The 24,315-nt window shown below is 38.3% G+C and carries 17 protein-coding genes and 1 pseudogene; 16 read left to right on the top strand and 2 right to left on the bottom strand.

Going from position 1 to position 24,315, the window contains the following annotated elements:
* Positions 1 to 96: 96 nt before the first annotated feature.
* The 16 genes and pseudogenes from EFA47_RS11655 to EFA47_RS11565 all read left to right on the top strand — a co-directional run bounded on the left by EFA47_RS11655 (position 97) and on the right by EFA47_RS11565 (position 23,408).
* Complete coding sequence (locus tag EFA47_RS11655) at positions 97 to 1,704, top strand: IS1182 family transposase (protein ID WP_122642779.1); 1,608 nt, start codon at positions 97 to 99, stop codon at positions 1,702 to 1,704.
* Positions 1,705 to 2,257: 553 nt separating this feature from the next.
* Positions 2,258 to 5,557, top strand: a complete 3,300-nt coding sequence (locus tag EFA47_RS11645; RefSeq protein ID WP_122643430.1) for an ATP-dependent DNA helicase — start codon at positions 2,258 to 2,260, stop codon at positions 5,555 to 5,557.
* Positions 5,558 to 6,263: 706 nt separating this feature from the next.
* Positions 6,264 to 6,935 carry a response regulator transcription factor gene (locus EFA47_RS11635; RefSeq protein ID WP_122643428.1) on the top strand — a complete coding sequence of 224 codons (672 nt, stop codon included), beginning with the start codon at positions 6,264 to 6,266 and terminating at the stop codon, positions 6,933 to 6,935.
* Entirely contained in the window at positions 6,919 to 8,334 is a 1,416-nt protein-coding gene (locus EFA47_RS11630; protein ID WP_122643427.1) for a sensor histidine kinase, read from the top strand. Before EFA47_RS11635 ends, EFA47_RS11630 begins: the two co-directional genes overlap by 17 nt.
* Before the next feature lie 146 nt (positions 8,335 to 8,480).
* Positions 8,481 to 9,242 carry a hypothetical protein gene (locus EFA47_RS11625; RefSeq protein WP_122643426.1) on the top strand — a complete coding sequence of 254 codons (762 nt, stop codon included), beginning with the start codon at positions 8,481 to 8,483 and terminating at the stop codon, positions 9,240 to 9,242.
* 413 nt (positions 9,243 to 9,655) lie between these two features.
* Positions 9,656 to 10,081: a DUF3788 domain-containing protein gene (locus EFA47_RS11615; protein WP_235853256.1), complete on the top strand. Its 426-nt coding sequence runs from the start codon at positions 9,656 to 9,658 to the stop codon at positions 10,079 to 10,081.
* Positions 10,082 to 10,113: 32 nt separating this feature from the next.
* Positions 10,114 to 10,371 carry a kinase to dihydroxyacetone kinase gene (locus EFA47_RS11610; protein WP_122643424.1) on the top strand — a complete coding sequence of 86 codons (258 nt, stop codon included), beginning with the start codon at positions 10,114 to 10,116 and terminating at the stop codon, positions 10,369 to 10,371.
* Positions 10,372 to 10,574: 203 nt separating this feature from the next.
* Positions 10,575 to 11,231: a flavodoxin gene (locus EFA47_RS11605; protein WP_122643423.1), complete on the top strand. Its 657-nt coding sequence runs from the start codon at positions 10,575 to 10,577 to the stop codon at positions 11,229 to 11,231.
* A gap of 100 nt (positions 11,232 to 11,331) precedes the next feature.
* The gene (locus EFA47_RS11600) at positions 11,332 to 12,096 is read left to right on the top strand and encodes a DeoR/GlpR family DNA-binding transcription regulator (protein WP_164689988.1); all 765 of its coding nucleotides are present in this window, start codon (positions 11,332 to 11,334) and stop codon (positions 12,094 to 12,096) included.
* Positions 12,097 to 12,301: 205 nt separating this feature from the next.
* Positions 12,302 to 14,716 carry a glycyl radical protein gene (locus EFA47_RS11595; RefSeq protein WP_122643421.1) on the top strand — a complete coding sequence of 805 codons (2,415 nt, stop codon included), beginning with the start codon at positions 12,302 to 12,304 and terminating at the stop codon, positions 14,714 to 14,716.
* Between the two features lie 146 nt (positions 14,717 to 14,862).
* Complete coding sequence (locus tag EFA47_RS11590) at positions 14,863 to 16,068, top strand: DNA cytosine methyltransferase (protein WP_122643420.1); 1,206 nt, start codon at positions 14,863 to 14,865, stop codon at positions 16,066 to 16,068.
* Complete coding sequence (locus tag EFA47_RS11585) at positions 16,053 to 17,105, top strand: DNA cytosine methyltransferase (protein ID WP_235853255.1); 1,053 nt, start codon at positions 16,053 to 16,055, stop codon at positions 17,103 to 17,105. The genes EFA47_RS11590 and EFA47_RS11585 overlap by 16 nt, the downstream gene beginning before the upstream one ends.
* Positions 17,095 to 18,744, top strand: coding sequence for an AAA family ATPase (locus tag EFA47_RS11580; RefSeq protein ID WP_122643419.1), 1,650 nt, complete (start codon positions 17,095 to 17,097; stop codon positions 18,742 to 18,744). The genes EFA47_RS11585 and EFA47_RS11580 overlap by 11 nt, the downstream gene beginning before the upstream one ends.
* The gene (locus EFA47_RS11575) at positions 18,741 to 20,219 is read left to right on the top strand and encodes an LlaJI family restriction endonuclease (protein WP_122643418.1); all 1,479 of its coding nucleotides are present in this window, start codon (positions 18,741 to 18,743) and stop codon (positions 20,217 to 20,219) included. Before EFA47_RS11580 ends, EFA47_RS11575 begins: the two co-directional genes overlap by 4 nt.
* A 104-nt stretch (positions 20,220 to 20,323) precedes the next feature.
* Positions 20,324 to 21,004 (top strand): annotated as a pseudogene (locus EFA47_RS11570) (carboxypeptidase-like regulatory domain-containing protein); the annotation flags it as partial.
* A 364-nt stretch (positions 21,005 to 21,368) separates the two neighbouring features.
* Complete coding sequence (locus EFA47_RS11565; protein WP_164689987.1) at positions 21,369 to 23,408, top strand: phage NrS-1 polymerase family protein; 2,040 nt, start codon at positions 21,369 to 21,371, stop codon at positions 23,406 to 23,408.
* A gap of 105 nt (positions 23,409 to 23,513) precedes the next feature.
* Here the strand turns inward: EFA47_RS11565 and EFA47_RS11560 are convergent, their stop codons facing one another.
* A complete protein-coding gene (locus EFA47_RS11560; protein ID WP_122643415.1) occupies positions 23,514 to 23,705 on the bottom strand; it encodes a hypothetical protein in 192 nt (63 codons plus the stop codon).
* 288 nt (positions 23,706 to 23,993) lie between these two features.
* Positions 23,994 to 24,314 (bottom strand): helix-turn-helix domain-containing protein, encoded by a 321-nt coding sequence (locus tag EFA47_RS11555; protein ID WP_122643414.1) that lies wholly within the window; start codon positions 24,312 to 24,314, stop codon positions 23,994 to 23,996.
* Position 24,315 lies beyond the last annotated feature (1 nt).

The raw sequence follows: 24,315 nt of genomic DNA, 5'->3' as shown, positions 1-24,315 counted from the left end.
ATAGGTGAGTAATCACCTATGGAGCAGCGCTCCTTTTTTGTACCCTAAAATAGAAAACGGACTCCGAAGAGTCCGCAATCCATGGTATAATAAGATATGTCAAGTAAATTAAAATACCATAAAAATTATACCGAATTTGGCGAACCTTATCAACTGGTTTTGCCATTAAATTTGGAAGGTTTGGTTCCTGATGATGATTCTGTTCGACTGCTCAGCCACGAATTGGAGGATTTAGATTACAGCTTGCTGTATCAGGCTTACTCTGCAAAAGGCAGAAATCCCGCAGTCGACCCAAAGACCATGTTCAAGATCCTGACCTACGCTTATTCTCAAAACATTTATTCTTCAAGAAAAATGGAAACAGCTTGCAAAAGGGATATCAACTTTATGTGGCTGTTAGCTGGACAAAAGGCTCCTGATCACAGCACGATTGCCCGCTTTCGTACCGGATTTTTGGCAGATGCCTGTGAAAATCTCTTTTACCAGATGGTAAAACGTTTGGGGGATTCCGGGGAACTGTTAAAGGAGACTGTATTTATTGACGGGACAAAGTTAGAGGCCTGTGCAAACAAATATACGTTTGTCTGGAAAAAATCCGTAGGAAAGTGGGAAGAAAAAATGTTTCGGAAGATACAGGAAACCATACAGCTTCTGAACAAGGAATACCTGCAGGATTTTTCTGTCACTTCAGAATCAAGGACCCAGGATTTACAGAACATAGTCCGGTTTTTAGAAAACCGATGCCAGAGAGACAACACCGTTTTTGTCCACGGACGAGGAAAAAAGAAAAGCAAAAACCAACGGTATTTAGAGCTTTTTCGCAGATTTCTTGAACGACAAAGCGTTTATGACTGGCATACGGCAAGTTTTCAGGGAAGAAATAATTATTGTAAAACAGATCCGGATGCAGCCTTTATGCATATGGAAGATGACCATATGAGAAATGCACAGTTAAAGCCCGGGTATAATGTACAGATTGCAGTAGACAGTGAATATATCGTAGCAGCAGATATTTTTCAGGATCGAAATGATGTCTGGACATTGGTTCCTTTTTTAAAGACAATGGAAACGAATCTGGGTTTCCGTTATCCGAGTGTAACGGCTGATTCAGGATATGAAAGTGAAGAAGCGTATACTTATCTGAGAAGTGCAGAGCAAAAACCATACATAAAACCACAGACTTATGAGAAATGGAAGAAACGGAGCTTCAAGCAGGATATCAGCAAACGTGAAAATATGGGATATGACCAAGAAGCAGATATATACATTTGTCATGCAGGGAAATCCCTGTCCCCACTTTTTATCAAAAAGCAGAAAAGCAAGAGCGGGTATGAATCGGAAGTAACCGTTTACGAATGTGAAGACTGCAACGGATGTGCTTATAAAGAAAAATGTACTAAAGCAAAAGGAAATAAGCGGTTATACATTTCAAAAAGCTTTCTGGAAAAACGACAGGAATCCTATGAAAATATCCTAAGTGAAACGGGAATCAAATATCGGATGAACCGTTCCGTCCAGGCAGAGGGAGCCTTTGGTGTTTTGAAAAATGATTACGAATTTCAAAGATTTCTGCTGCGAGGGAAAACCAAGGTAAAACTGGAGATTATTTTGCTGTGTATGGGATACAACATCAATAAACTGCATGCAAAAATCCAGAGGGAACGCACTGGAAGTCATCTTTTTCCAGTAAAAGAGACCGCTTAAAAAACAAGAAAAACAAAGCATTATTAAAGTACGCCAAAAATCCGGAAGGATTCCTGAAACAAAAGGATTCCATCCGGATTTTTCATATATAGAGCGAGGGTGCCGCTCAATCATCTAATTTGATGATTTTGCGACACCCTCTTTTGTCTTGTCTTTTTTAGGAAGGTCAAAAAAGAAGTTTCGCATGTGGCGTCTTTCATCTTGCAGTAGTTGTTATGTAAAGATTTTGAGAATGGTTGGGAGGTGATTGGAATTTGTACTTCAAAAAGGCTTTCATTTTTTATAATAGTGAATACGATTATACGATATTCATCGAACCAAGTATGAATATTGTAATCCACCAGAAACAAGGTTATACTATACTTAAAAATGATTGGAAAGGAGGAGCGGTTTATTCCAATGACAATGCAAACATTGCTAGCAGATTAATCTATTAATAAAGGGGAACAGATATAGATAAGTATAAAAACTCCATTTTATGCTACTATAGTTCTAAAATGAAAGTATAAAATAAATAGCATTTAAAGCATAGCTGAAAAAGCGAGGTGATTTTTTGCAATCAAATAGTAGTGAGTTATATAAACGTCATCTTTCAACACATTCTGAACATTCAGCTGAAGATCGGGCAGCAGTTTCAACTTTAGAAACATTCCTGACTTCAGGCGGGAAAATTAATACAAATTTCTCTTGCGATGATAAATGGCCAAATCATGATGGTACATTCGAGTTTGTTTCAAATCCTGAAATATCTAGATGCCCAGAACAGAACTTTATGGTTCAGATAAAAGGAACACATGATTATAAAGAAGTGAACGGTATTATTTCATATAGATTAACAAGCTTGGCGTTTCCGGCATTTATAGCGAATAATGTGACTGCAGATCCAGGAATTTTATTTATTGTTCTAAATCCAGATGTGAGGGGTGAAAAGCGTGTTTTTTGGAAATATTTATCCCCAAGTTTTATCCAATCAATAGATTTTGGAAAGAATAGTACTACAATCAAATTCAATTCTGAAGATGAAATAAAAGATACAGATGAAAGTGTTAGTATATTCTGCTATAAACTCCAAAGGATTATCAACATGCATTTGTTCTTAAATAAATTAAATAAAGAGAATCTCAGAAAGGATGATGCTATAAAAATCATCAAGGTTCGATGTGAAGATATAGCGTTTGAACTTGACAGGCTGAATGACGGTAATAAATCTCGTGATAATATATCAAGAAAGATTATAAATGGACTATATGATTTGTGCTATGCTGCTTTAGTTTTATATGCAATAAATTTGGGATATAGTGAGGTAAGCGAAAGATTAGCATGGGAGTTATCTCAGTTTAATATTGAAACTAAATATTTGAGTAACTTTTTGAAAGGACTTAGATATATTGGGTCAAGAATTCCGGAGGAAGGGCAATCTGAAAGGTTGATGCTGAAATATTACAGTTATCTTTGGGAAATTAGAAAATTCTTAAAAAATAATTTCAATATTATTGTATTGGCAAATCTGGAAATATTTCCTTTGAATACGGATACTCTTGATATTGAGTATTATGAAATGGTAGCTTCGAGTATTCGTGCAATTGACTTATCACCGAAAGTAGCGGGAACTTCCAGATATTATATTCAAAAAAAGACCCCTTTCTTTGTAAACGGAGAGAGATATTTTGAAATTACATTACAGCTTGCTGGGATATATGCAACGAAATTTAATCGTATAACTGTATATAGCAAGCAAAATATATCAACTAATTATTCAATACAGTTTGCATATGCCGATGCAGAAATTCATCTTTGGGGTGTGAAAAGTAAAATTAAAGTAGTAACCAATTGGAAAGTATCCATTGCCCCTTCCTGTTTAAATAAATTAGGGAAAATTTTGGGGGGTGACATTAAATTAAGCAAGAATTATGGCGAGTACAATTCATTGATGAATTTTCTAACCAGGACAGGTATGAATTTGTTCGACTTAATTAACTTACATGATAATCACTTTCAATATGTTATAAATCAAATCTATGGAGAGACAAAAACTAATATTTTTAAGGATATATTGATAAAACTGAGAAGAGACTATTCCCTATCTTCAAACAAAAGAGGAAAGCATACAATACGATACATATTACTAAACCTGCGGGAAGAGACATTGGCGTCCGTATTGCCCAATACATTTGATAAGTATTGCCTTTCTGACGAGCTTTATATTACGAGTAGATGTTATCCGTTTGAGAAAAAGCCTTTTATTTCAAATTTAGCAGGAAGGAAAACCAGTAAAGGCAATTTAAAGGATATTCTTGAAATAACAAATAGTTCCGCCATGTTTAATATAGTACGCCCTTACTTAGCAATTGAAAGTATGATATGTGAAACTGGAGAATTGTACTTTGACGTCGATTCGGTAGCAAGCCGGGAGGAGGTAAAAAAGTACAATTCTAGTCTGGATCAATGGGAGCGCAGTAATGGCTTTATGATAAAAGAAGAAAATGGTTTCTTATCCATTGACTCTTACGAAAGTACAACTATATTTATACTTAGTGTATTGTTAAAGCTTTCAAGTATGAGTAATAGAGGCCAAAAGGAATCCAACCTGCGGTATCTGAGGCAATGTAATATAAATTTCGAAGATCCGTTAAAAAAGGCTGCATTGCAAAAACTATTTGTAAATTCTCAGGTAATGCTCATTTACGGAGCAGCTGGTACTGGAAAAACTACATTGATTAATTATATTTCTAATATGATGAATCAATCTAAGAAACTTTTCCTTACGAAAACACATACTGCTTTGCAGAATTTGAAAAGACGTATTGAAAATCCCGGTGTTGACTCTGATTTTATAAGTGTTGATAGTTTTACCAAAACAATTACACTTACAGATTATGATATAGTTTTTGTTGATGAATGCAGTACTATAGATAATAGGACTATGAAGAGGCTGCTTGAAAAAATTGATGAAAGTACATTACTTGTTTTAGCTGGTGATATTTATCAAATTGAATCCATTGATTTTGGCAACTGGTTTTATTATGCAAAGGATATTATTAAAACAGATGGTGCTAATGTTGAACTTTTAAATACATGGAGAACGGATAAAAAAGAGTTAAAAGGCTTATGGGATGAAGTTAGAAAAATTCAGCCTATTATCACCGAAAAACTTGCAATGGATGGTTCATTTTTGGCTGATATAGGAGAAGAAATATTTGCATCTCAGGATGAAGATGAAGTTGTACTATGTTTAAACTATGATGGCAAATTTGGTTTGAACAACATGAACCTTTATTTTCAAAATGCTAATACGAAAAGCAAAGTATATACATGGGCTGAGTGGACATTCAAAGTCGGAGACCCAGTGATTTTTTTTGATACTAAGCGCTCTCCTTTACTGTATAATAATTTGAAAGGAAGAATTGTAGATATCTCGAAAAGAGAATCGGCCATAATATTTACCCTTGATATAGATACTATTTTAACGGAGCGGCAATGCAGAAATGAAAGCTTTGAATTTGTTGACGTGACAGATTTTAGGACAAGAATACGCTTAGAAGTGATTGCAAGTGAGGATGAAACAGAAGCAGAGGAAGAACGAATCAAGACAATTATTCCGTTTCAAATTGCATATGCTGTTTCTATCCATAAGGCTCAGGGTTTAGAGTACAATTCTGTAAAGATAATTATCCCTTCTTATAATGCAGAAAAAATATCGCATTCTATTTTCTATACTGCGATAACCCGCGCAAAAGAGAAACTTAAGATATTTTGGAGTGCTGAAACAATGAAAGCCGTAGTAGACAGTTTTGACAAGGAAAAAGTTGGACAGCGTACACTTGGACTAATACAGAAAAAATTGCAATTATAATAGCCTAATCACACATATAAGACTAAGAATACAAAATGATTTGATGAATTTTTAGTTTTATTCCCGCAAGCAACGAGCCAAGGGGACATATTTACACGTCCATTTTGGCGACTGCCGCGAGCTTCTAATACCCCGATGCCTGCATCGCTGCTAGTTTGATGCCCCGTATGCTTGCATCGGGGTCTTTGACTTTGGGAGGGGTGTGGACGGATATCATAGAAAGAAACTGATTATTGGCCCAGACTTCCTGATTGCAATGCCCGCATTGGATATGATGTTTCTTATGCCCTGGATATTTGATAAGGGCATCTTTGTATGGACTCTTTTACGGTGGATTACAATTGAGAATGGCCAGTGGACAAACATTTGTTTTTTGTTTGCCCCTGGCTTGTTTTCATTAAAGCTTCGTCTTTTTGTTTTGGCTGCTCATAGAGAAGGCTTCCTTTCTTTTTGCTATTATAAATTAAATTACTATAATATATATTGATTAATGCGCAGATAAAATAATACTATGATTTATAGAGGGTGCCAAGAGGGGAACGAGAGGAGTTTTATTGCGGCCGGTATTTGTGCCATCTGGAACAAAACTGATTAGAAAATCAAGAATCTCAAGTAAAGGATTTTGAACCGGATAAACGCAGAAGTTATGTAAACTACATGTTAATCACAAATTACTTTGTTATACTCATATTGAGGAGATGATTTTATGACCAAACTTTTAATCGTTGAGGATGATTTAGATATACAGGAATTACTACAAAATTTTCTGCAGGATGCAGGCTATGATACAAGTGTTGCCAACGATGGCGTTGAAGCTATTTCCCTTTTCACATCCGTTCAATTTGACCTGATACTGCTGGATGTTATGCTTCCTAAAATTGATGGGTTTGCTGTCTGTGAGTTGATACGCAGACAGTCACAAGTACCAATTATTATGCTTACTGCATTAAGCGGAGAAGAGGAACAAATCAGGGGATTGGATTTACAGGTTGATGATTATATTACTAAACCGTTTTCTATGCCTGTCCTTATTCGCAAAATTGCGGCTGTTCTACGCAGAAGTAGCCACTTATCAGAAGATCAGCATCGAACCATCTTTTATAGAAATCTAGTATTGGATCTGGAGAGTTATTCTGCTTGTGTTGACGGAAATGTGTTTGGACTGACTCAAAGGGAATTCGATATATTGCGTGAATTATTGATGAATCAGGGGAGGGTTATGACAAGGCAGATTTTATTGGATAAGTTATGGAAATATGATTTTTACGGGGATGAACGTGTTGTTGATACTCATATCAAGAATTTACGTAAAAAATTAGGAATCGATTTTATTCAAACAATCAGAGGAGTGGGGTATAAGATTGATAAGGAAAATTAAAAGCAGCCTATTTATTAAGGTTTTTATAGTTACTACGATTCTTTTGTTCAGTGTTAGTTTATTTGTATATGGAGCTTTGGCATTTATAATGCCGAAAACATATTCCAGCGAATTGAACCGTGCATTAAATAAGCAAACACAGATTTTTTTGGGAGAACTAGAACAGACAACAAGAGAAAATAGTGGAGGATTATTTGACCAGTTCCAGCAAAAAGATAATATTAGTTTTGTAGAACTGTATACAGATAATGGGCAGCAAGTATTTTTGCCAACAAATATTGTGGGAGGTACTGAGGCAGGAAGTGCATCAGAAACAGCAGATCCAGTGTCAGAAAATGTTCCTGTACTGTCAAACAGCTATTATTTTTCATTTCACAATGAAAGTACACGTTATTTGCTTGTGGTATATGGGGCGGCTGCGCAGGTGGCAGAATTACAGAAGTCTTTTCTGCAGGTTTTACCAGTTTTACTTTGCATAATTCTCGTTGTTTCTTTCATGTTTTCATGGTTATATTCATGGATTATTACAAAGCCTGTGTTGAAAATAAGCCGTATATCGAAACAGATGTCTGAATTTGAATTGGACTGGCGGTTAGATGAGCGGCGTTGTGATGAACTGGGAACTTTGGAAAAAAGCCTGAATACACTTTCTTACAAACTCTCAATTACATTATCAGAATTGCAAGATGCAAATAAGCAGTTAGAAAAGGATATAAAACGGGAAAGAGAGCTTGAACAGGCAAGATTAAGTTTATTTTCTGCAGCATCCCATGAATTAAAAACGCCCATAACAATTATAAAAGGTCAGTTAGAGGGGATGATACTTGGTGTAGGGGCATATAAAGATCATGAAAAATATCTGGCCCGTTCATTGGAAATTGCCAATACTCTTGAGACGATGGTGAAGGAAATATTGACAATTTCAAGATTAGAAACTTCTGGAACAGATTTCCGTATGGAAATAATAGAGTGTGTTTCCCTGGTTCAATACTATTTGGCCGAAACCGAGGATTTAACGATACAGAAAAATTTGACACTGTGTCTTGATTTACCTGAAACTGCTGAGATAAAAGGTAATCGTTTCTTAATAGAGAAAGTTTTTTCAAACCTGATTGGCAATGCAATCCAGTATACACCTCAGGAAGAGTCCATTAACATTGTTTTGCGCAAAAATGTCAATAGTCTTACATTTTCTATAGAGAATACGGGGGTAAGTATACCAGAAAGAGAGCTGCCGAGATTATTCGATGCGTTCTATCGGTTGGATTTATCACGAAGCAAAAAATCAGGTGGAAGCGGCCTGGGTTTACATATCGTTCAGAAAGCTCTTGAGCAACATGGAAGTGTATGTAATGTTTGCAATACGGATAGGGGTGTCCAATTTAGCTTCAGTTTATAAATATATGCAGTATAAATGTCAGTAGGGAGCAAGGTATAAAAGTCAGCCATTTTTTTCATTCTAATCACAAATGAATCCCAAAGGTACCACAAACTGTTCGGATATACTTTAATTACAAGAAAAGAAAGAAGGATGGGTGGTATACTATGAAAAAAATAATAATTTGCGTTCTGGCTTGTTTATTTCTTCTTTTTTGTCTGCCGGGTTGCAGTGCAAAACAACCTGCAGCGGCAGATGAGAAAGTGAATGCGAAAGGCGTAGCTTCTGCGGCAATAGAACAGGCCAGTGAAGATGCCAGTGAGGTGCCAGACGGAGAGCAGGAAAAAGAAGAATCAGAACAGAGAGAGGAAATTGCACATCAGTACTCAATCTATAAGAAGTTTGGTTTATCTTACGATGAGGAAAAAGACAGATTTTTCTATGAAGGGAAAATGGTACGCTTTTTTAGCGATAAAATCAGTGAAGAAAACACGAATGCATTTTTTTATGCAGATGGTATAATAGATTTGAATCCCCTGCGGGATGCATCTGGAAAATTGACGGGTTTAACCCCTGCGTCTGAAACAGAGTTTGAAAATCGCACGGCCAAACAACATGAGACGGAGGAGGAGTTAAAAAATGCCGGAGCGGCTGACATAGCAGGATCCTTTGAACTTGGTAATCCTGATGAAAAAGATGATACCCTGAGTGCATATTCAGATTATGGTGTTTCCTATGATTTATCAACAGATAACTGGATTTATAACGACGAAGTGATTCATTTCTTTTATGACGCAGATACTAGTATGACCTATATCGACTGCAAAGCTGCGGATGGCCTTGACTTAGAAGTTGTACGTGATAAGAAAGGAAATGTCAAAAAGATTGTAAATATGACAGATGAAGAAGTATCTAAAATTCTAAATTGATAATCTGTTAGGCAGGGGTAAAAGAAGAACTATAATTTAAGGGTAGAATATTTCCAGAGGATGCCTGCTTTTTCAAACTGTTTATCTAGTGACACAGCTTGCTCTGCCAGGCTGGAAGGAAATTTTACAGGCTGGGAGTAAAAGTCAGAAGCTATATAAAACAAGTTCTGGCTGTATGGTATATGGCTATCCTAACCATGGAGTTGGACACTGTCCCTATAGAAGGAGAGGTTTATTATATAGCCGGAAGGTGTATAAGTCTTGTGTTTTTTGTAGAGAACTAGAAACATGACGGGCAGATGTCATATTTATGGTGATATAATCAGAGAGTAAATTGCTGTATTAAAAGACGAGTAGGGGCAGGAAAAGAAATGTAGCTCCAATAACCTGGAAAGTGAGGAGGTTAGGAAAGGATGATGCTGGATATAAGGGATATGAGTTATGAGCCAGATTTAGATGAGATTAGTGATTATATCGGGAACCCACTATTTGGCCAGTTTCTTCAATTTATGCTTGATACATACAAAGCGCTCTGTAAAGTTGAATATAGTAAGGATAGTTGGGCACGGGGATGGAATATAAAATTGAGAAAAGCGGGGAAAGCTTTGTGTGTTATTTATCCACGTAGGGCATATTTTACAGTGTTGGTTGTGGTGGGCAGGAAGGAGAAAGAAAAAGCTGAAAATTTACTGCCACAGCTTTCTGGGGATATGCAGAAGGTTTATAATGAAACAAAAGAAGGAAACGGGCAGAAATGGCTTATGATAGACGTGGATTCTGATAATTCTCTGTACCAGGATACACTAAGACTAATCCAAATCCGCAGAGAGAGCAAATAGAATTTCGGAAAATATAGATAGGGGGGTTTAGCATGGATAAAATTGAGTATATTTACGACACACAATTATTAATTGAAGGTGAGAATCTTGATGAGGACATAATAAGTGAGTATTTTATCGAGCATTTTAAAGGCGACTGCCTGCTGGCAGTTGGGGATGAAGAGGTAATAAAGATCCATTACCATACAAATGAACCTTGGAAAGTACTTGAATACTGTGCGACATTAGGAGCAATTTACGATATTGTTATTGAGGATATGGATAGGCAGGCAAGAGGGTTAAAAGGATAGATTTTAGCTTACCTTTCTTTAAAGATGACCGAATGGCTTTATTTTAAAGTGATTGGCCTGATATTTGCAGCACTATTTGGGGATTCTTGAAATAAAGTAAAATTATATAAAAATCTATTGATACATTGCAGGGATATAGGTACAATTGTAACAGAGGACGTAATATACATCCTATGATGCAATATTAGAGAGGGCCCCAAAATATGAAGAAGTTATTTTCTGTTATTATGGCTTGCACATTGTTGCTGAGCTTGACAGCGTGCAAAAACAATGAAAATTTTAATAAGGACAAGGACTTATCAGCAGAGACAGACATCTCCTCAAAGGAATCAGTCCAGGCAGGAGATACAGAACCAGCTGAACCAGGAGAAAGTACTAACAAGGAATTAGTTGTGTATTTTTCTGCCACGGGGAATACGGAGTCTGTTGCTGAAGTACTTGCCCAGATGCAGGAAGCTGATCTGTATAAAATAACACCTGAGCAGCCATATACGGACGATGATTTAAATTATGGCGACGAAACTACCCGTGCTACTGTGGAACAGAATGACAAGAATGCCCGGCCTGCAATTTCAGGAGGTATTGATAATATTGAGAAGTATGATGTGATTTATTTAGGCACCCCAATATGGTGGGGAGATATGCCGCGTATTCTGTATACATTTTTTGATACCTACGACCTGTCTGGGAAAACTATTGCACCTTTCTGCACCAGTGGAGGCAGTGGGGTCGCTGAGATAGTGGAGACGATAGAAGGACTAGAGCCTTCTGCAACAATTACAGAAGGCTTAAGAACAAGCGCATCAAATGCAGAAGGTGATATTACACAATGGCTTCGCAATATTAGTTTGGCAGAATAAAAAATTAAAATATCCCTCCAACATTATAGGGATAGAACAGCTATTTATAGAGGAACTGTTGTGTCAGGATAAGCAGAGAGAGGATATTGGAAAACAAATTATGAAAAAAGACCGTTTTTCATCCATACTAAAAATACTGGATGAGGAGGGCAGTGTGTATGTGGCCCAGCTTGCTAAAAAGCTAAATGTCTCGGAAGTCACAATCCGGTCAGATTTAAATATACTTGGAATGCAGGGACTCTTAAAGCGGGTTCATGGAGGCGCCAAAAAAGCCGGGGACAATCTGTACAAAGGTAATGTACAGGAGACGGTGTACCGTTATGCTGCCAATAAGATGGCAATTGCGAAGGCAGCATATTCTTTATTGGAAGATGGCAGTACGATTCTGGTTGATGATTCCTCTACCTGCCTGTATCTTATAAAACAGATTAAAAAGAATAAAGAAAAAAGTATGTATATATATACAAATTCAGTTTATGTGGTAATCGAACTGCTGGAAACAAAGCATGTATCCATCCATATCCTTGGCGGGGAAATTTCCAGGAATCTTGGTTCCACGTCTGGGAGGGCAGGTATGGCAGAGTTACAGGAAATCCACACGGATTATTGCTTCTTGGGGGCAAATGGAGTTTCGGCGGATAAGGGCGTCAGTATTATTGGTTATTCGCAGATGAAAACAAAGCAGGCTATGATGGAGGCGGCAGGCAGAAGTATATTGTTGGCAGATTCCCATAAATTTGGATTAGATTTTACTTCTGTGGTGGCCCCAGTCCAAAAGTTTGACACTGTGATTACAGATAATTTTCATCCATCAAAAGCACTGGCGGCAGTATGCAGTGCAGGGAATGTCTATATTGCAAAATAATTAAATTTGGTTTGACCGGTATTTGGGCCTGGGTGTCTGGATACCGGTTTTTGTATGTGCAGTAATCGTAAAAAATAATTAAAAACTTTCGTTAATATATCAAATTATAAAAAAAACAGGGTATCCTTTCTTGCTGTCAGGATCCGGTGAAACTAAAATCATATGTAGAGACCGGGCAATAATAAAATAGGGAGGATATAGCAGGATGAGAGAGAAAAATAAAATTTTTCTTCCAGAGGGATTGGCAAGAGAAAGGCGAACAGAGTTTTTAAATGGCCGGATGCGGGAAAATGTACCTGGGATATGTGTGGAGAGGGCAAGACTTGTCACAGAAAGCTACCGTATGACAGAGGGGGAACCCTATATACTCAGAAGGGCAAAGGCATTAAAATATTTGCTGGAACATATGACAGTTTTTATCGATGAGGAGGAGCTCATTGTAGGGAACCATGCTTCTAAGCCAAGGAATGCTCCCTTATTTCCAGAATATGGAATATTTGACAAAAAGGAACTGGATCTTATGCCTGAACGTAAAGTAGATACTCTGCAGATTACGGAGGAGGATAAGAATTTTTTGTTAAACGAAATTTTTCCATATTGGAAGACAAGGGCTACAGGGGAGAGGGCGGCGTATTATTTTAATAGGACGCTTTTAGACGTGCTGGATTCTCCATATCGGGTGTTTAATCCGTTGAGCCGTACACGCAGCGGACATGGGCATTATCTTCCAGACATAGAGAAAGTACTTAAATATGGTTTTATAAAGATAGAAAATGATGCAAAGGAGTTTATGGAGCAGTTGGACTATTGTGATATAGACTATGCCGAAAAAATGCAGTTTTATCAGTCTGTCCTAATCTGCATAGAAGGAGTGAAAATATTTCAAGAGCGTTATGCCAGGCTGTCAGAGAAGATGGCCTGGGAGTGTGGATGCCGAAGACGCAAAGAAGAACTGCTTTTAATTGCTGCCTGCTGCAGAAGGGTGCCATATAAACCGGCAGGGAATTATTTTGAGGCTGTGCAGTCCTTTTGGTTTGTCATACTAATTGACTATTGCAGCCAGAATGGATCTTCAATTTCTGGAGGAAGAATCGACCAGATTCTTCGGCCGTTTTACGAAAATGATATAGAAGAGGGAATCCTCTGTAGGGATGAAGCCAGGGAAATCTTAGAGTGCCTGTGGATAAAGCACAGTGACATCATAAAGGCATGTACGTATTCCAGTGCCCGCAACAATGGAGGTTTTTCTACAGCCAATAATATTGTAGTGGGAGGGGTAGATCAGAAGGGGAAAGATGGGGTCTGCGATTTTACATATGTTTGTCTCGATGCGGAAGAGGCTGTATTTAACTCGGAGCCTAATACCAGTATCCGGGTGTCTTCTAAAAATCCAGATTGTTTTATTAAACGGGTGATAGAAATACTTGTACGGCACGAAGGGGGGAAAATGCCGTTTTTCAATGATGATATTATCATCCGGGAATTAATGGCAGACGGGCTGACAAAGAAAGAGGCTCTGAATTATGGGATTGTGGGATGCGTAGAACCTACGGGGTCAGGAAATACGATGGGGAGCACAAATGCAGGATTTTTTAATGTTGCGAAATGTCTTGAGCTGGCTTTATTTGACGGAGTATGCCAGATGTCTGGAATGCAGATGGGACCTAAAACTGGTAAATTGAAAGATTTTTCGGAATTTGAGGATATTTGCAAGGCTTTTAAGGCACAGATGGAATATTTTAGATCGATGATGGTTTGTTCCCTGAACTGTACTGAAAAACTGATTGGGGATTATGGCCCCCATATTTTTTCTTCTATGCTTCTGGAAGGGTGTATGGAAAATGGAAAAGACTGTACCCGGGGAGGGGCAAAATATAATTATATTGGTATCCAGGGAGTAGGTATTGCCGATGTGGGGGATTCCCTGACAGCCATCAGGCAGGCGGTGTTCAAGGAGAAGAGAGTAAGCCTGGATGAACTGGGAAAAGTACTGTGTACGGACTACAAAGGGCAGGAGATGCTCCGGCAATATATGATCAACAAAGTGCCTAAGTATGGGAATGATGTAGAGGAGGCAGATAGAATGGCTGGCTGGGTGGCAAAACTGTACTGTGATCTTGTGAGCGCCAAACAGACTGCCAGAGGCGGACATTTCCGGCCCGGCCTATTTTGTCTGTCCTCTAATACACCTTTGGGCAGACAAGTATGCGCCCTGCCAAGTGGAAGGCTTTCCGGTATGCCTTTAGGGGATGGAGGAATATCCCCCAAACACGGCATGGATATAAAAGGCCCCACAGCGGCGGTTAAATCGGTATCGAGTATTCCTCAGGAATTGGCCTCCAACGGGGTAAATTATAATCTTAAATTCATGCCTTCTATGCTTAAGACTGATGAGGAGAGGCAGAAATTAACATATTTAATCCGCACATATTTTCAGTTGGGAGGCGTGCACATACAGTTTAATATTCTCACAGGAGAAAAATTAAGAGCGGCGCAGAAACACCCAGAAAAATACAGAAGCCTGGTCGTAAGGGTAGCCGGATACAGCGCCTTTTTCACTGAGCTGGATAGGGATATACAAAATGAAATTATCAGCAGGACACAGTACGGAGAGATGTAAGAATAAATGGAAAATAGCAAAAACAGTTATTAATTCAAATAAACATGTTTGAAATCATACAAATCAGTGATACAATGAACCTTGGCAAACGCACTCTAACCTAATGAATCAAAAGTATAGAGGGCAACATTTGCTTAGGAGGAAATATGTCAACTTATAAAATAGAAAAGCAGTATTTTGAGAATATCACTCCCCATCAGAGGGAGGAGATGCTTGCAGCATTTGACTTAGACGGCAGCGGAAATATTATAATTCCCTTTGAGCATAAGGGTTATACGGTGAATGGCCTGGAGACAAAATACCGGCCGGGCATAAAAGCCATCAGCATGTTTTCGGGTGCAGGCGGTCTGGACATTGGCGCACAGCTGGCAGGCGTAAAGGTTCTTGCAAGTTTGGATATATTTGAGGACAGCGTTGAAACTTTAAAGATGAATTCTTTTTTTCACGATACATTGCATGAAGCTGGTGATATTACCCAGATAACAGGTGCCCATTATAAAGAAATACTGGACAGAGAAAAACCTGAGAAGCTGATTATAATTGGCGGGCCGCCCTGCCAGCCCTTTTCTAAGGCCGGTTATTGGGTCACCAATGAGAAACGGAATTCCAGCCAGGATCCTAGAAACCTGATTGAACCTTATTTTAAAATTATTTCTGAACTGAAGCCAGACGGCTTTGTCCTGGAAAATGTGGAGAGTATACTTCACCCCTCTAATAAAGAGGCGGTAAATGTGATAGAAGAAAATATGGATAAGCTGGGATACAAGTGCTCAATGCTGAGGCTCAATGCAGCAGAATATGGTATTCCCCAGAAGAGAAAAAGGGTGTTCTTCCTGGCAAGCAAAAAGGATATACAGGCCTTGCTTCCCCAAACTCACGGGTCGGAGAAAGAAGTCCTTGAAAATCCGGCTTTACGGCCATATGAGCGTGTAATTGACTGGATAGGTAAATTTGATGCGCCTGCATATTGTATAGGTGAGAAACTTGAGGCAGAGGGGAAATGGGAACATGAATTAACCTGCATTCCATATGGAAAAAACTATATTGCCCTGACCCAGCGCGCAAACCATCCGGATCCCGTGTTTGTGGCTGGAAAAAGATACTGGCTTTCTCTATTGAAACTGCATCCCTTTCTGCCCTCCTGGACAGTGATTGCCAGTCCTGGACATTGGGAGGGCCCTTTCCATTGGAAAAGCAGGAGGCTAAATATAAGAGAACTTGCTGCAATACAAACATTTCCCGATGATTATGTCTTTTATGGAAGTGTGAGTTCACAGCATAAGCAGATCGGCAATGCAGTCCCTCCATTATTAGCAAAAAAGGTGGTTGATGAATTATGCAGATGGATATAAAGGAACCCCGGATTATCAGCCTCTTTTCAGGGGCCGGGGGTTTGGATATCGGGTTTGGACAGGCTGGCTTCCATACACTGTATGCGTCAGATGTCTGGGACGTTGCTTGTAATACCCTAATAGAGAATCATATGGCTGACGAAGTATTTAATGGGGATGTGAGACAAATTGATTTTAAAGAATTAAAGAAGAGGTTTGGCGAAATTGATTGTCTGATCGGCGGGCCTCCCTGTCCCCCCTATAGCCAGACAAGACACTATTTAGTGGGCAAGGCCAAGGGATTTGAGGATGAACATGCGGGTTTTGCAGTCCCTGAATATTTCAGGGCTTTAGAAGAACTAAAGCCAAAAGTATTTTTATTTGAGAATGTGGATGGCTTTACTTTCAAAACCCATCAGGAGGAATTTGAGTTTTTGAAGGAAAAGGCAGAAATGCTTGGTTACAATATATCCTGCAGAGTAGTCAACTGTGCAGATTATGGGGTGCCTCAGACAAGAAAAAGATTTTTCTGTGTGGGGAGCTTAAAAGGACTTCCTAAATTTGTGTTCCCAAAAGAAACCCATGGGGATCCCCAGAAGAATACAAATAAGCTCCCATGGGTTACCTGTGGGGAGGCCATAGGGGATTTTGACAATATTACTGAAGAAGAATCACTGCAGAGGCCCGGGGCAAAGGATTACGAATTGCTTTTAGAGATACCGGCCGGCAGCAATTATTTGTACTTTACTGAAAAGAGAGGCTATCCTGAGCCAAAATTCAAATGGAAGTCACGATATTGGACCTTTCTTTTAAAACTAACTCCAGACAGGCCATCCTGGACAATACAGGCAAGCTTCTCAAATAACCAGGGACCGTTTCATTGGAGGAACCGGTTTCTGAGGATAGAAGAACTGAAAAGGCTGCAGACCTTTCCTGATGAGTACATCCTGACTGGAGAGATGAAGGAACAATGGAGGCAAATTGGAAATGCAGTGCCTGTGAAGATGGCATATATTCTGGCTTCAAGGATAAAGGAGGTATATTTCCATGGCAGATAATACTCGTTATGAAATTAACCATGATGGCGAAATAGTACAGAAGACAACTGCATTAAGCAATAAATTAGAAGTTCTGATCCAGGAATTGTTCTCTCAATATGGATGGAGCTATACTGTACTTGGTAAACATAGTGTGCATTGGAATATAAAGCTGGAGAGTCCTCTGGGCGATGCTTTTGATATTGATTTATTTGCAGGAAACATTAGAAACGAAAGCAGGAGCCCCTATGAGAAGAAAATACAGCTGAGCAAGATGGATCCCCGCGAGTATAAGGATGGGGTGACGCTGATTTTAGGTTTTTATGTTTTCGAGGAGGATGACGATATCCAGGATGCAATTATTGTGGGATACCCTGTTGATGAGAAGATAAATTATAAAACAAATCCCAGTATCCGGGGTGTGTTTGTGAATGATATCCTCCTGAAAGCTAAAAATATTGGTGTTTGTGTGGATAAGGCCAGGAAGCTTGTGGGATTTAGGCCAGAGTTTATTTTTTATTATTTGGAAAATTATAAGGATTTCCATGGGTACTCCGAAGGGGAGGATTCTGTAGGTGATTTGGGCCATCTTAATAAAGAGGAACTAGTATTTGAAAGCGATTTTCCCCGCAACCGTATCTTATTTGGCGCCCCGGGGACTGGGAAAAGCTATACCCTGAACCAGGACCGTAAGAGCCTGCTGGGGGAGGATGAGGATACAAATTATGAACGTGTCACCTTTCATCCAGATTATTCTTATGCGAATTTTGTGGGCACATATAAGCCTGTCCCATATAAAGATTCGGATGGGAAAGATTCCATTACTTATGCGTATGTGCCGGGGCCATTTATGAGGATCTATGTTGAGGCAGTCAAGAGCGGCAGGACAGACCATGTGAAACCTTACCTTTTGATAATTGAAGAAATAAACAGGGCCAATGTGGCCGCAGTATTTGGAGATGTGTTTCAGCTTTTAGACAGGGAAAACTATGTAAGTGAATATCCTATAACGCCCTCCAAGGATATGAGAGAGTACCTGGCCAGGCCGGATGTGCTGGGCGGTTTGCCAGAAGACTATTGCTCTGTCAGGATACCTGGGAATATGTTTATCTGGGCTACAATGAATAGTGCAGACCAGGGTGTATTCCCAATGGATACAGCATTTAAAAGAAGATGGGATTTTACATATCTGGGAATTGATGATAACGATGAAAAAATAAGAGGTAAAAAGGTGATTCTCGGGAGAGGAGAGGCCAATAGCCGTGTGATTGAATGGAATGAGTTGAGAAAAGCTATCAATGACGAGTTATCTGATCATAAAATTAATGAAGATAAATTATTGGGTCCATATTTTTTGTCCAAAAGCATTATTCCCGAGGAGGGGGAAATTGATACGGACTCATTTATTGATGCTTTTAAAAGTAAAGTAATCATGTATTTGTTCGAGGATGCGGCCAGGCATAAGAGAGATACAATTTTTGCAGGATGCCTGCATAGGGATAGGGCGCTTAGATACTCGGAAATATGTGCGGAGTTTGAGGAGAAAGGTGTTTTTATCTTTTCTGATAAAATAAAAAGCAGATTTAATGAAAAGCCTCTGCAGCCTGCTGCACCAGAGGGCGCGGGTACTTCCCTAGGAGCCGGGGAGGAAGCTGAATGAAATCAAAGTTTGTTAGAGAACAGAAAAGGTATACTAAGAAAGAGCTAAAAGAGATCCTGGACTGTTCTGAGGCGGACATGATTCGTATGGCAAGGCGGCTGAAAGAATATGGTGTCCTAAAAACTGTAAAAAATACACGAGAACAGAGAGATATGACAGACTTAACTGAGGAAGACTTTGAAATCAGTACTGCAGAAGAGCCTGGGGATAAGAGCCTGTATATTTTTACTGTTGTAGGAATCATCATAATTGAGGGGAGGATATTAAAGTGTTATCCCAAATATCTGTCGAAATCCAGTGAACCTGCGGCAGAACTGAAGCAGATTCTGCAGGTTTTGCAAAAGTATAATACAAACAAGCAGATTATACAGATATATTATGAGGGAGGAGATGCCTCTGTATTTAACAGGCTGGGCATTATGTTGTTTTTATTGGGAGATTATTACGAAAATGGCCTTTATACAAATATGAGGGATATAATAGAAACAAATGGCCCAGGTGAGATACATTGGGATGAAACAGTACATAATACATACCCCGTTCTTGTAAAGAACAAGCCATATTATGTGGAGCTACAGACAAAGAAACGAATTCAGGATGAGGGCGACTATTTTCAGCGCCTTCATAAATGTGTGTTGTCTGTATGCAGCATGGAATTAAATGAGGCGGGTCTGTTGGATCTGTTTGGAATGGAAGAGACTAAATTATCTGATGAAAAACCAGATTTTTTTGGAGAAGATACTTATATTATATACCGGCTGGAAAAAGAAATGAATGTGCAGTTTAATACACGTAAACAAGCCATATTAAAGGCCCTTGCCTCATTTATTTCTAACCAGGGGGCCATCGATGATGTGTATAACTTTGGTATATTCGGAACGGCTAGTTTTAATCTTGTATGGGAGAAGGTCTGTGCGGAAGTTATGGATAATCAGCTCCATACACAATTGGGAGCGTTAAATCTGCCAGGAAACCTGGTAGTTCCGGCAAATGCATCCTATACGGCAGAATATGAATTGATAGAGATTATCGGAAAACCTATTTGGACAGGGTATGATGCCTGCCGTACAGAATTTGAAAAGGAAGCACATAAAACATTGGCTCCTGATTTAATAAGTATTTACAGTGAGCAGGGGGAGTTTACTTTTGCTATATTTGACGCCAAGTATTATACAGTGCAGCTGGAACCCGAAAAAGCACTGATGGGCCAGCCGGGCGTAGGCGATATAACAAAACAGTACTTATACCAACTGGCATACAGGGAATTTATTGAGGCAAATAAAATAAGCAGGGCCAGGAACTGTTTTCTCTTGCCCACAGAAGAGAATGCCATTATTGAAAAAGGTTCTGTAAGGATAGATATGCTTTCGGCTCTTGGACTGGAAAAGATTCAAATCAGGCAATTGCCTGCGGCAAGGATGTATGACTGTTATTTAAGGGGCCTGAAGCTCAATATGGATGAATTAAATTTATAGAGGAAATATTACAGGTGGGGATGGATTTCCTTTTCCGGCAGAGTCACCTTTTGGCACAATGAATCATATATATAATAGAGACGATTTATTGTGTAAGGAGAGCTATGAAAGTTTTAAAGGCAATGCAGAATGATTCAACATACAAGGGCCAGCTGCAGGTGAACGTAACCTCAGAAATTACATCCCTTCCTATTACAGGGGCAACTATTTCCATTTCATATACAGGGGTACCGGAGAGTACTCTGGAGGAGGTCAGCACAGACACATCCGGGCAGACGGAAATATTGGATTTGGCTTCGCCGCCCCTGGAATACAGCCTGAATCCCGCTATAGAAGAGCAGCCTTATTCAGAATATACGCTGGAAATCCGTGCTCCAGGCTATGAGACAATGAGTATAGCGGGAGCTGAGATCCTGCCTGACGTAAAGGCAATACAAAATGTGAGGCTGCGCCCTGACGACCAGACTGGCAGGGATGAGCAGGTGTTTGTGATTCCAGGGCATACTTTATATGAGGAGTATCCCCCAAAGATAGCAGAGGACGAAATAAAGCCTGTCAATGAGACGGGAGAAATTGTACTTAGCAGGGTAGTTGTGCCAGAGTATATTGTAGTCCATGACGGTTCTCCCAGAGATTCAACTGCTAAGAATTATTATGTGAAATACAAAGATTACATTAAAAATGTGGCCTCCAGTGAAATCTATGCCACCTGGCCTGCAGATACTATACGTGCAAATGTACTGGCAATTATGTCTTTTACCTTGAACAGGGTGTATACGGAGTGGTAACTCCGTATAGGGTGATTCAGGATAAAAATACACCTGAAAAACAGTTGCAAAAGAATAATCACGCAAAAGCTTCCTGTTTATATTTCTATAATCGTCGAATACTTATCATCAATGAATTGATTATTAAAATCATCGGTAAATCCCAATATCATATTGAATATCGGTAAATCGTCATTTTTTGAATTGGTAATAATTCACGAAATTTTTCCTGCTTTTCATTCGAAAAGCGTATTTTATCTGCGATTTTTTGTGCATAGTGCTGTTTTTTGCTCAAAAATGGCACTATCAGAAAGCAAAATCAAAGAAATTCAAAATCCTTTCGGTAGTTATATAAACTAACAAACCGAAAGGAGTAATGATTATGAAAAATCAAAAAAACATTCCACAAATGATGAAAGAACAAGCTTTATGGTGTGTATGGAAGTATGATGGAAGCCATGGTAAAATTCCATATAGTGCGATAACCGGCTACAAGGCGAAAACTAATGATAAAAATACCTTCACAAATTTTCAAACTGCTTACAATTATTATGAGAATAAGGGTTATGATGGTTTGGGCATGGGAATTTTTAATGGATTTTCTGCAATTGATATAGACCATTGTATAAATAATGGCATTTTATCGGATATGGCAAAAGACATTATTAACGAAATGAACAGCTATACGGAAGTCAGTCCAAGTGGTGAGGGAATTCGTATTATCTTCAAGACTAAAAATTTTGTATATGCCAAAGACAAATATTATACTATGAATAATGAGCGTGGATTAGAAATCTATGTATCAGGTGCTACTAATAAATATGTCACCATTACAGGGAATCTATATAAAAATTATGATGTGACTGTAGCAACGGATTCCTTACAAAAAATCCTAGATAAATACATGTTAAGAGATACTAAAAATACAGCTGCTAAAGATACAGAAAATCTTACCTCTCCTATTCAAAGTGACGATAAAGATTACTTGAAAATCGGTCTTGAAAAGGATAAGAAATTCAAATCACTTTGGAATGGAAATCGAGACCCTCAAAAGTCAGAAAGTCAAATTGATTTAGCTTTTTTCAGTAAATTAATGTATTGGTGTAATAATGATACTGATAAGGTGCGGAAGGCATTTTTTGAGAGTCCATACGTTGCAACAAAAGATGAAGCTCATAGAAAAAAGATAGAACGTGATGATTATATACGAAATACGATTGATACAGCTCGTTCCGATAGAACGGCAATCCAAGACGACCTAGATTATCTCTCTAAAAGGCACCAATATTCCGATAAAACAGAGAAGAAGAAAACAGTAACAAATAAAAATATCTCTTCCCTTATATCCGCTACAGAATTACATAATATGGATTTGCCACCCATTAAATATCTTATAGAGGATATTTTAGCAGAGGGAACCTCCATTCTTGTGGCTCCTCCGAAAATCGGAAAAAGTTGGTTTGTTCTGGATATGGGATTGAGTATTGCGGCTGGAAAACAATTCCTTGGGAAAGAAACTCATTCAGTTGGTGTGTTGTATTTCGCATTAGAAGATAGTAATAGAAGACTTCAAGACAGAATGGATAAAGTTTTAGGACTTAGTTCACCTCCTGCTAATTTCTACTTTCAGACACAAGCGCCTACATTAGACAATGGAGAATTGATAAATCTTCTGAAAATGTATATTGAAAAATATGACATAAAGCTGATTATCATTGATACATTGCAAAAAATACGGCGACAGGAGAGAACTTCAAAAAGCTCCTATCAAAGTGACTATCAGGATATAGGGGAATTAAAACAATTTGCAGATGAACACAATCTAAGTATATTTCTTGTTCATCATACACGTAAGATGAAAGACGATGATCCATATAATATGATTTCAGGTACAAATGGAATTATGGGGGCTGCTGATACCGCTTATGTCATAACCAAAAATAAACGTTCATCTGAAAACGCTGTTATGAATATCACAGGGCGGGATATAGAACAGAACGATTTCATGATTTGCTTTGATTCAATGCGTTTTCGTTGGAGAATGTCAGGTAAATTAGATGAATTTACTGAACAAGAGGAAAAGCACCAATATGAATCTAATCCAATTGTGCAAGCTATTTCTGTTTTACTAAAACAAAGTGAAAATCATCAATGGGCAGGTAAGGCAACTGAACTAATTGATATGGCAAGCGAAAATGGAATTGAGATTCAAGACACGCCTCAGGCAGTGGGAAGAGAATTGAAGAAACTAGAAAATTTACTATTACGTTACGATAACATTATATACAAATCTTCTACTGATGGAAATGCGGGTAAAAAACATCATTTTTCATATAGTCTTCCTGATTATACACCGGGTATAGCAAATACTATATGTCAAAATACGTTATATGATAAAGATGACGAGGAATGTATCTTCTAATATCTTAATAACCATTGAAATCATTGAAACCATTGTATTCGATTTATACGCAATGGTAAGCAATGATTTCAATGGTTATTTATACATTTATCAGTTCTTTCCTCTTTAGTTTCGTACCTGATATGAAGTTTCACCGATGATAAATTCTACTGAATTATCCGAACGCGGTATAACTTCAAGATTACAGTTTTTCAGTTCATGTATTTGTGAAAGTAACTCAAAAATATCGTTTGACGTAAATAACATATCTACGCTGTCATTTTCTTGGGTTCCCATTATTTTTATTAACCTTTTCATAACCGTTACTCCTTTATTATATTTCATATTGATAGTACAATTATTCATATTCTTCATCCCAGTCAGATGTCCTTGGCAATTCAACAGTTTTGGATTCCAACGATAATAATTGAATAAATTTTCTATCTCAAAAATATAAAAGGTTTTTTGTGGATATATAAAAATTCCTTTATTAGGTTTGTTTACCGGGGAAATACGGCGTTCTTTTATGAGTATGGTAAATTAATGGGGAGATAAGATTCGCCCCCAGAAAACTCCATATAGCCGTATAGCAAGGCGTCATTTAAATTACTTATCCTCAATTTCTAAAAGTTTATCAACAGATTCTCGCATTTCTTTCTTTAGACGATAAGCATATATCACTTTTTGCTCTTTTTCAGTAAGTTCTTCTTTTCCAATTCTCATTCCCAGTAACGAACTTGGTGTCTGTTTCAAAACACTGCATAACTTTGGTAATATATCAACATCAGGTCTGTTTATTCCTTGTTCCCAATTAGATACCCGACTATTACTTACTCCGATAAGATTAGCAAGTTGTTTTTGGCTCATCCCCAGTTCTCTACGAAATTTTTTAATGCGGTTCCCCATTTCATATTTTGGTTTATCCATT

This window comes from Luxibacter massiliensis (genome assembly GCF_900604355.1).
In the GTDB taxonomy this organism is placed as follows: Bacteria; Bacillota; Clostridia; order Lachnospirales; family Lachnospiraceae; genus Luxibacter; species Luxibacter massiliensis.
This window is presented reverse-complemented; position numbering and strand designations above follow the sequence as displayed.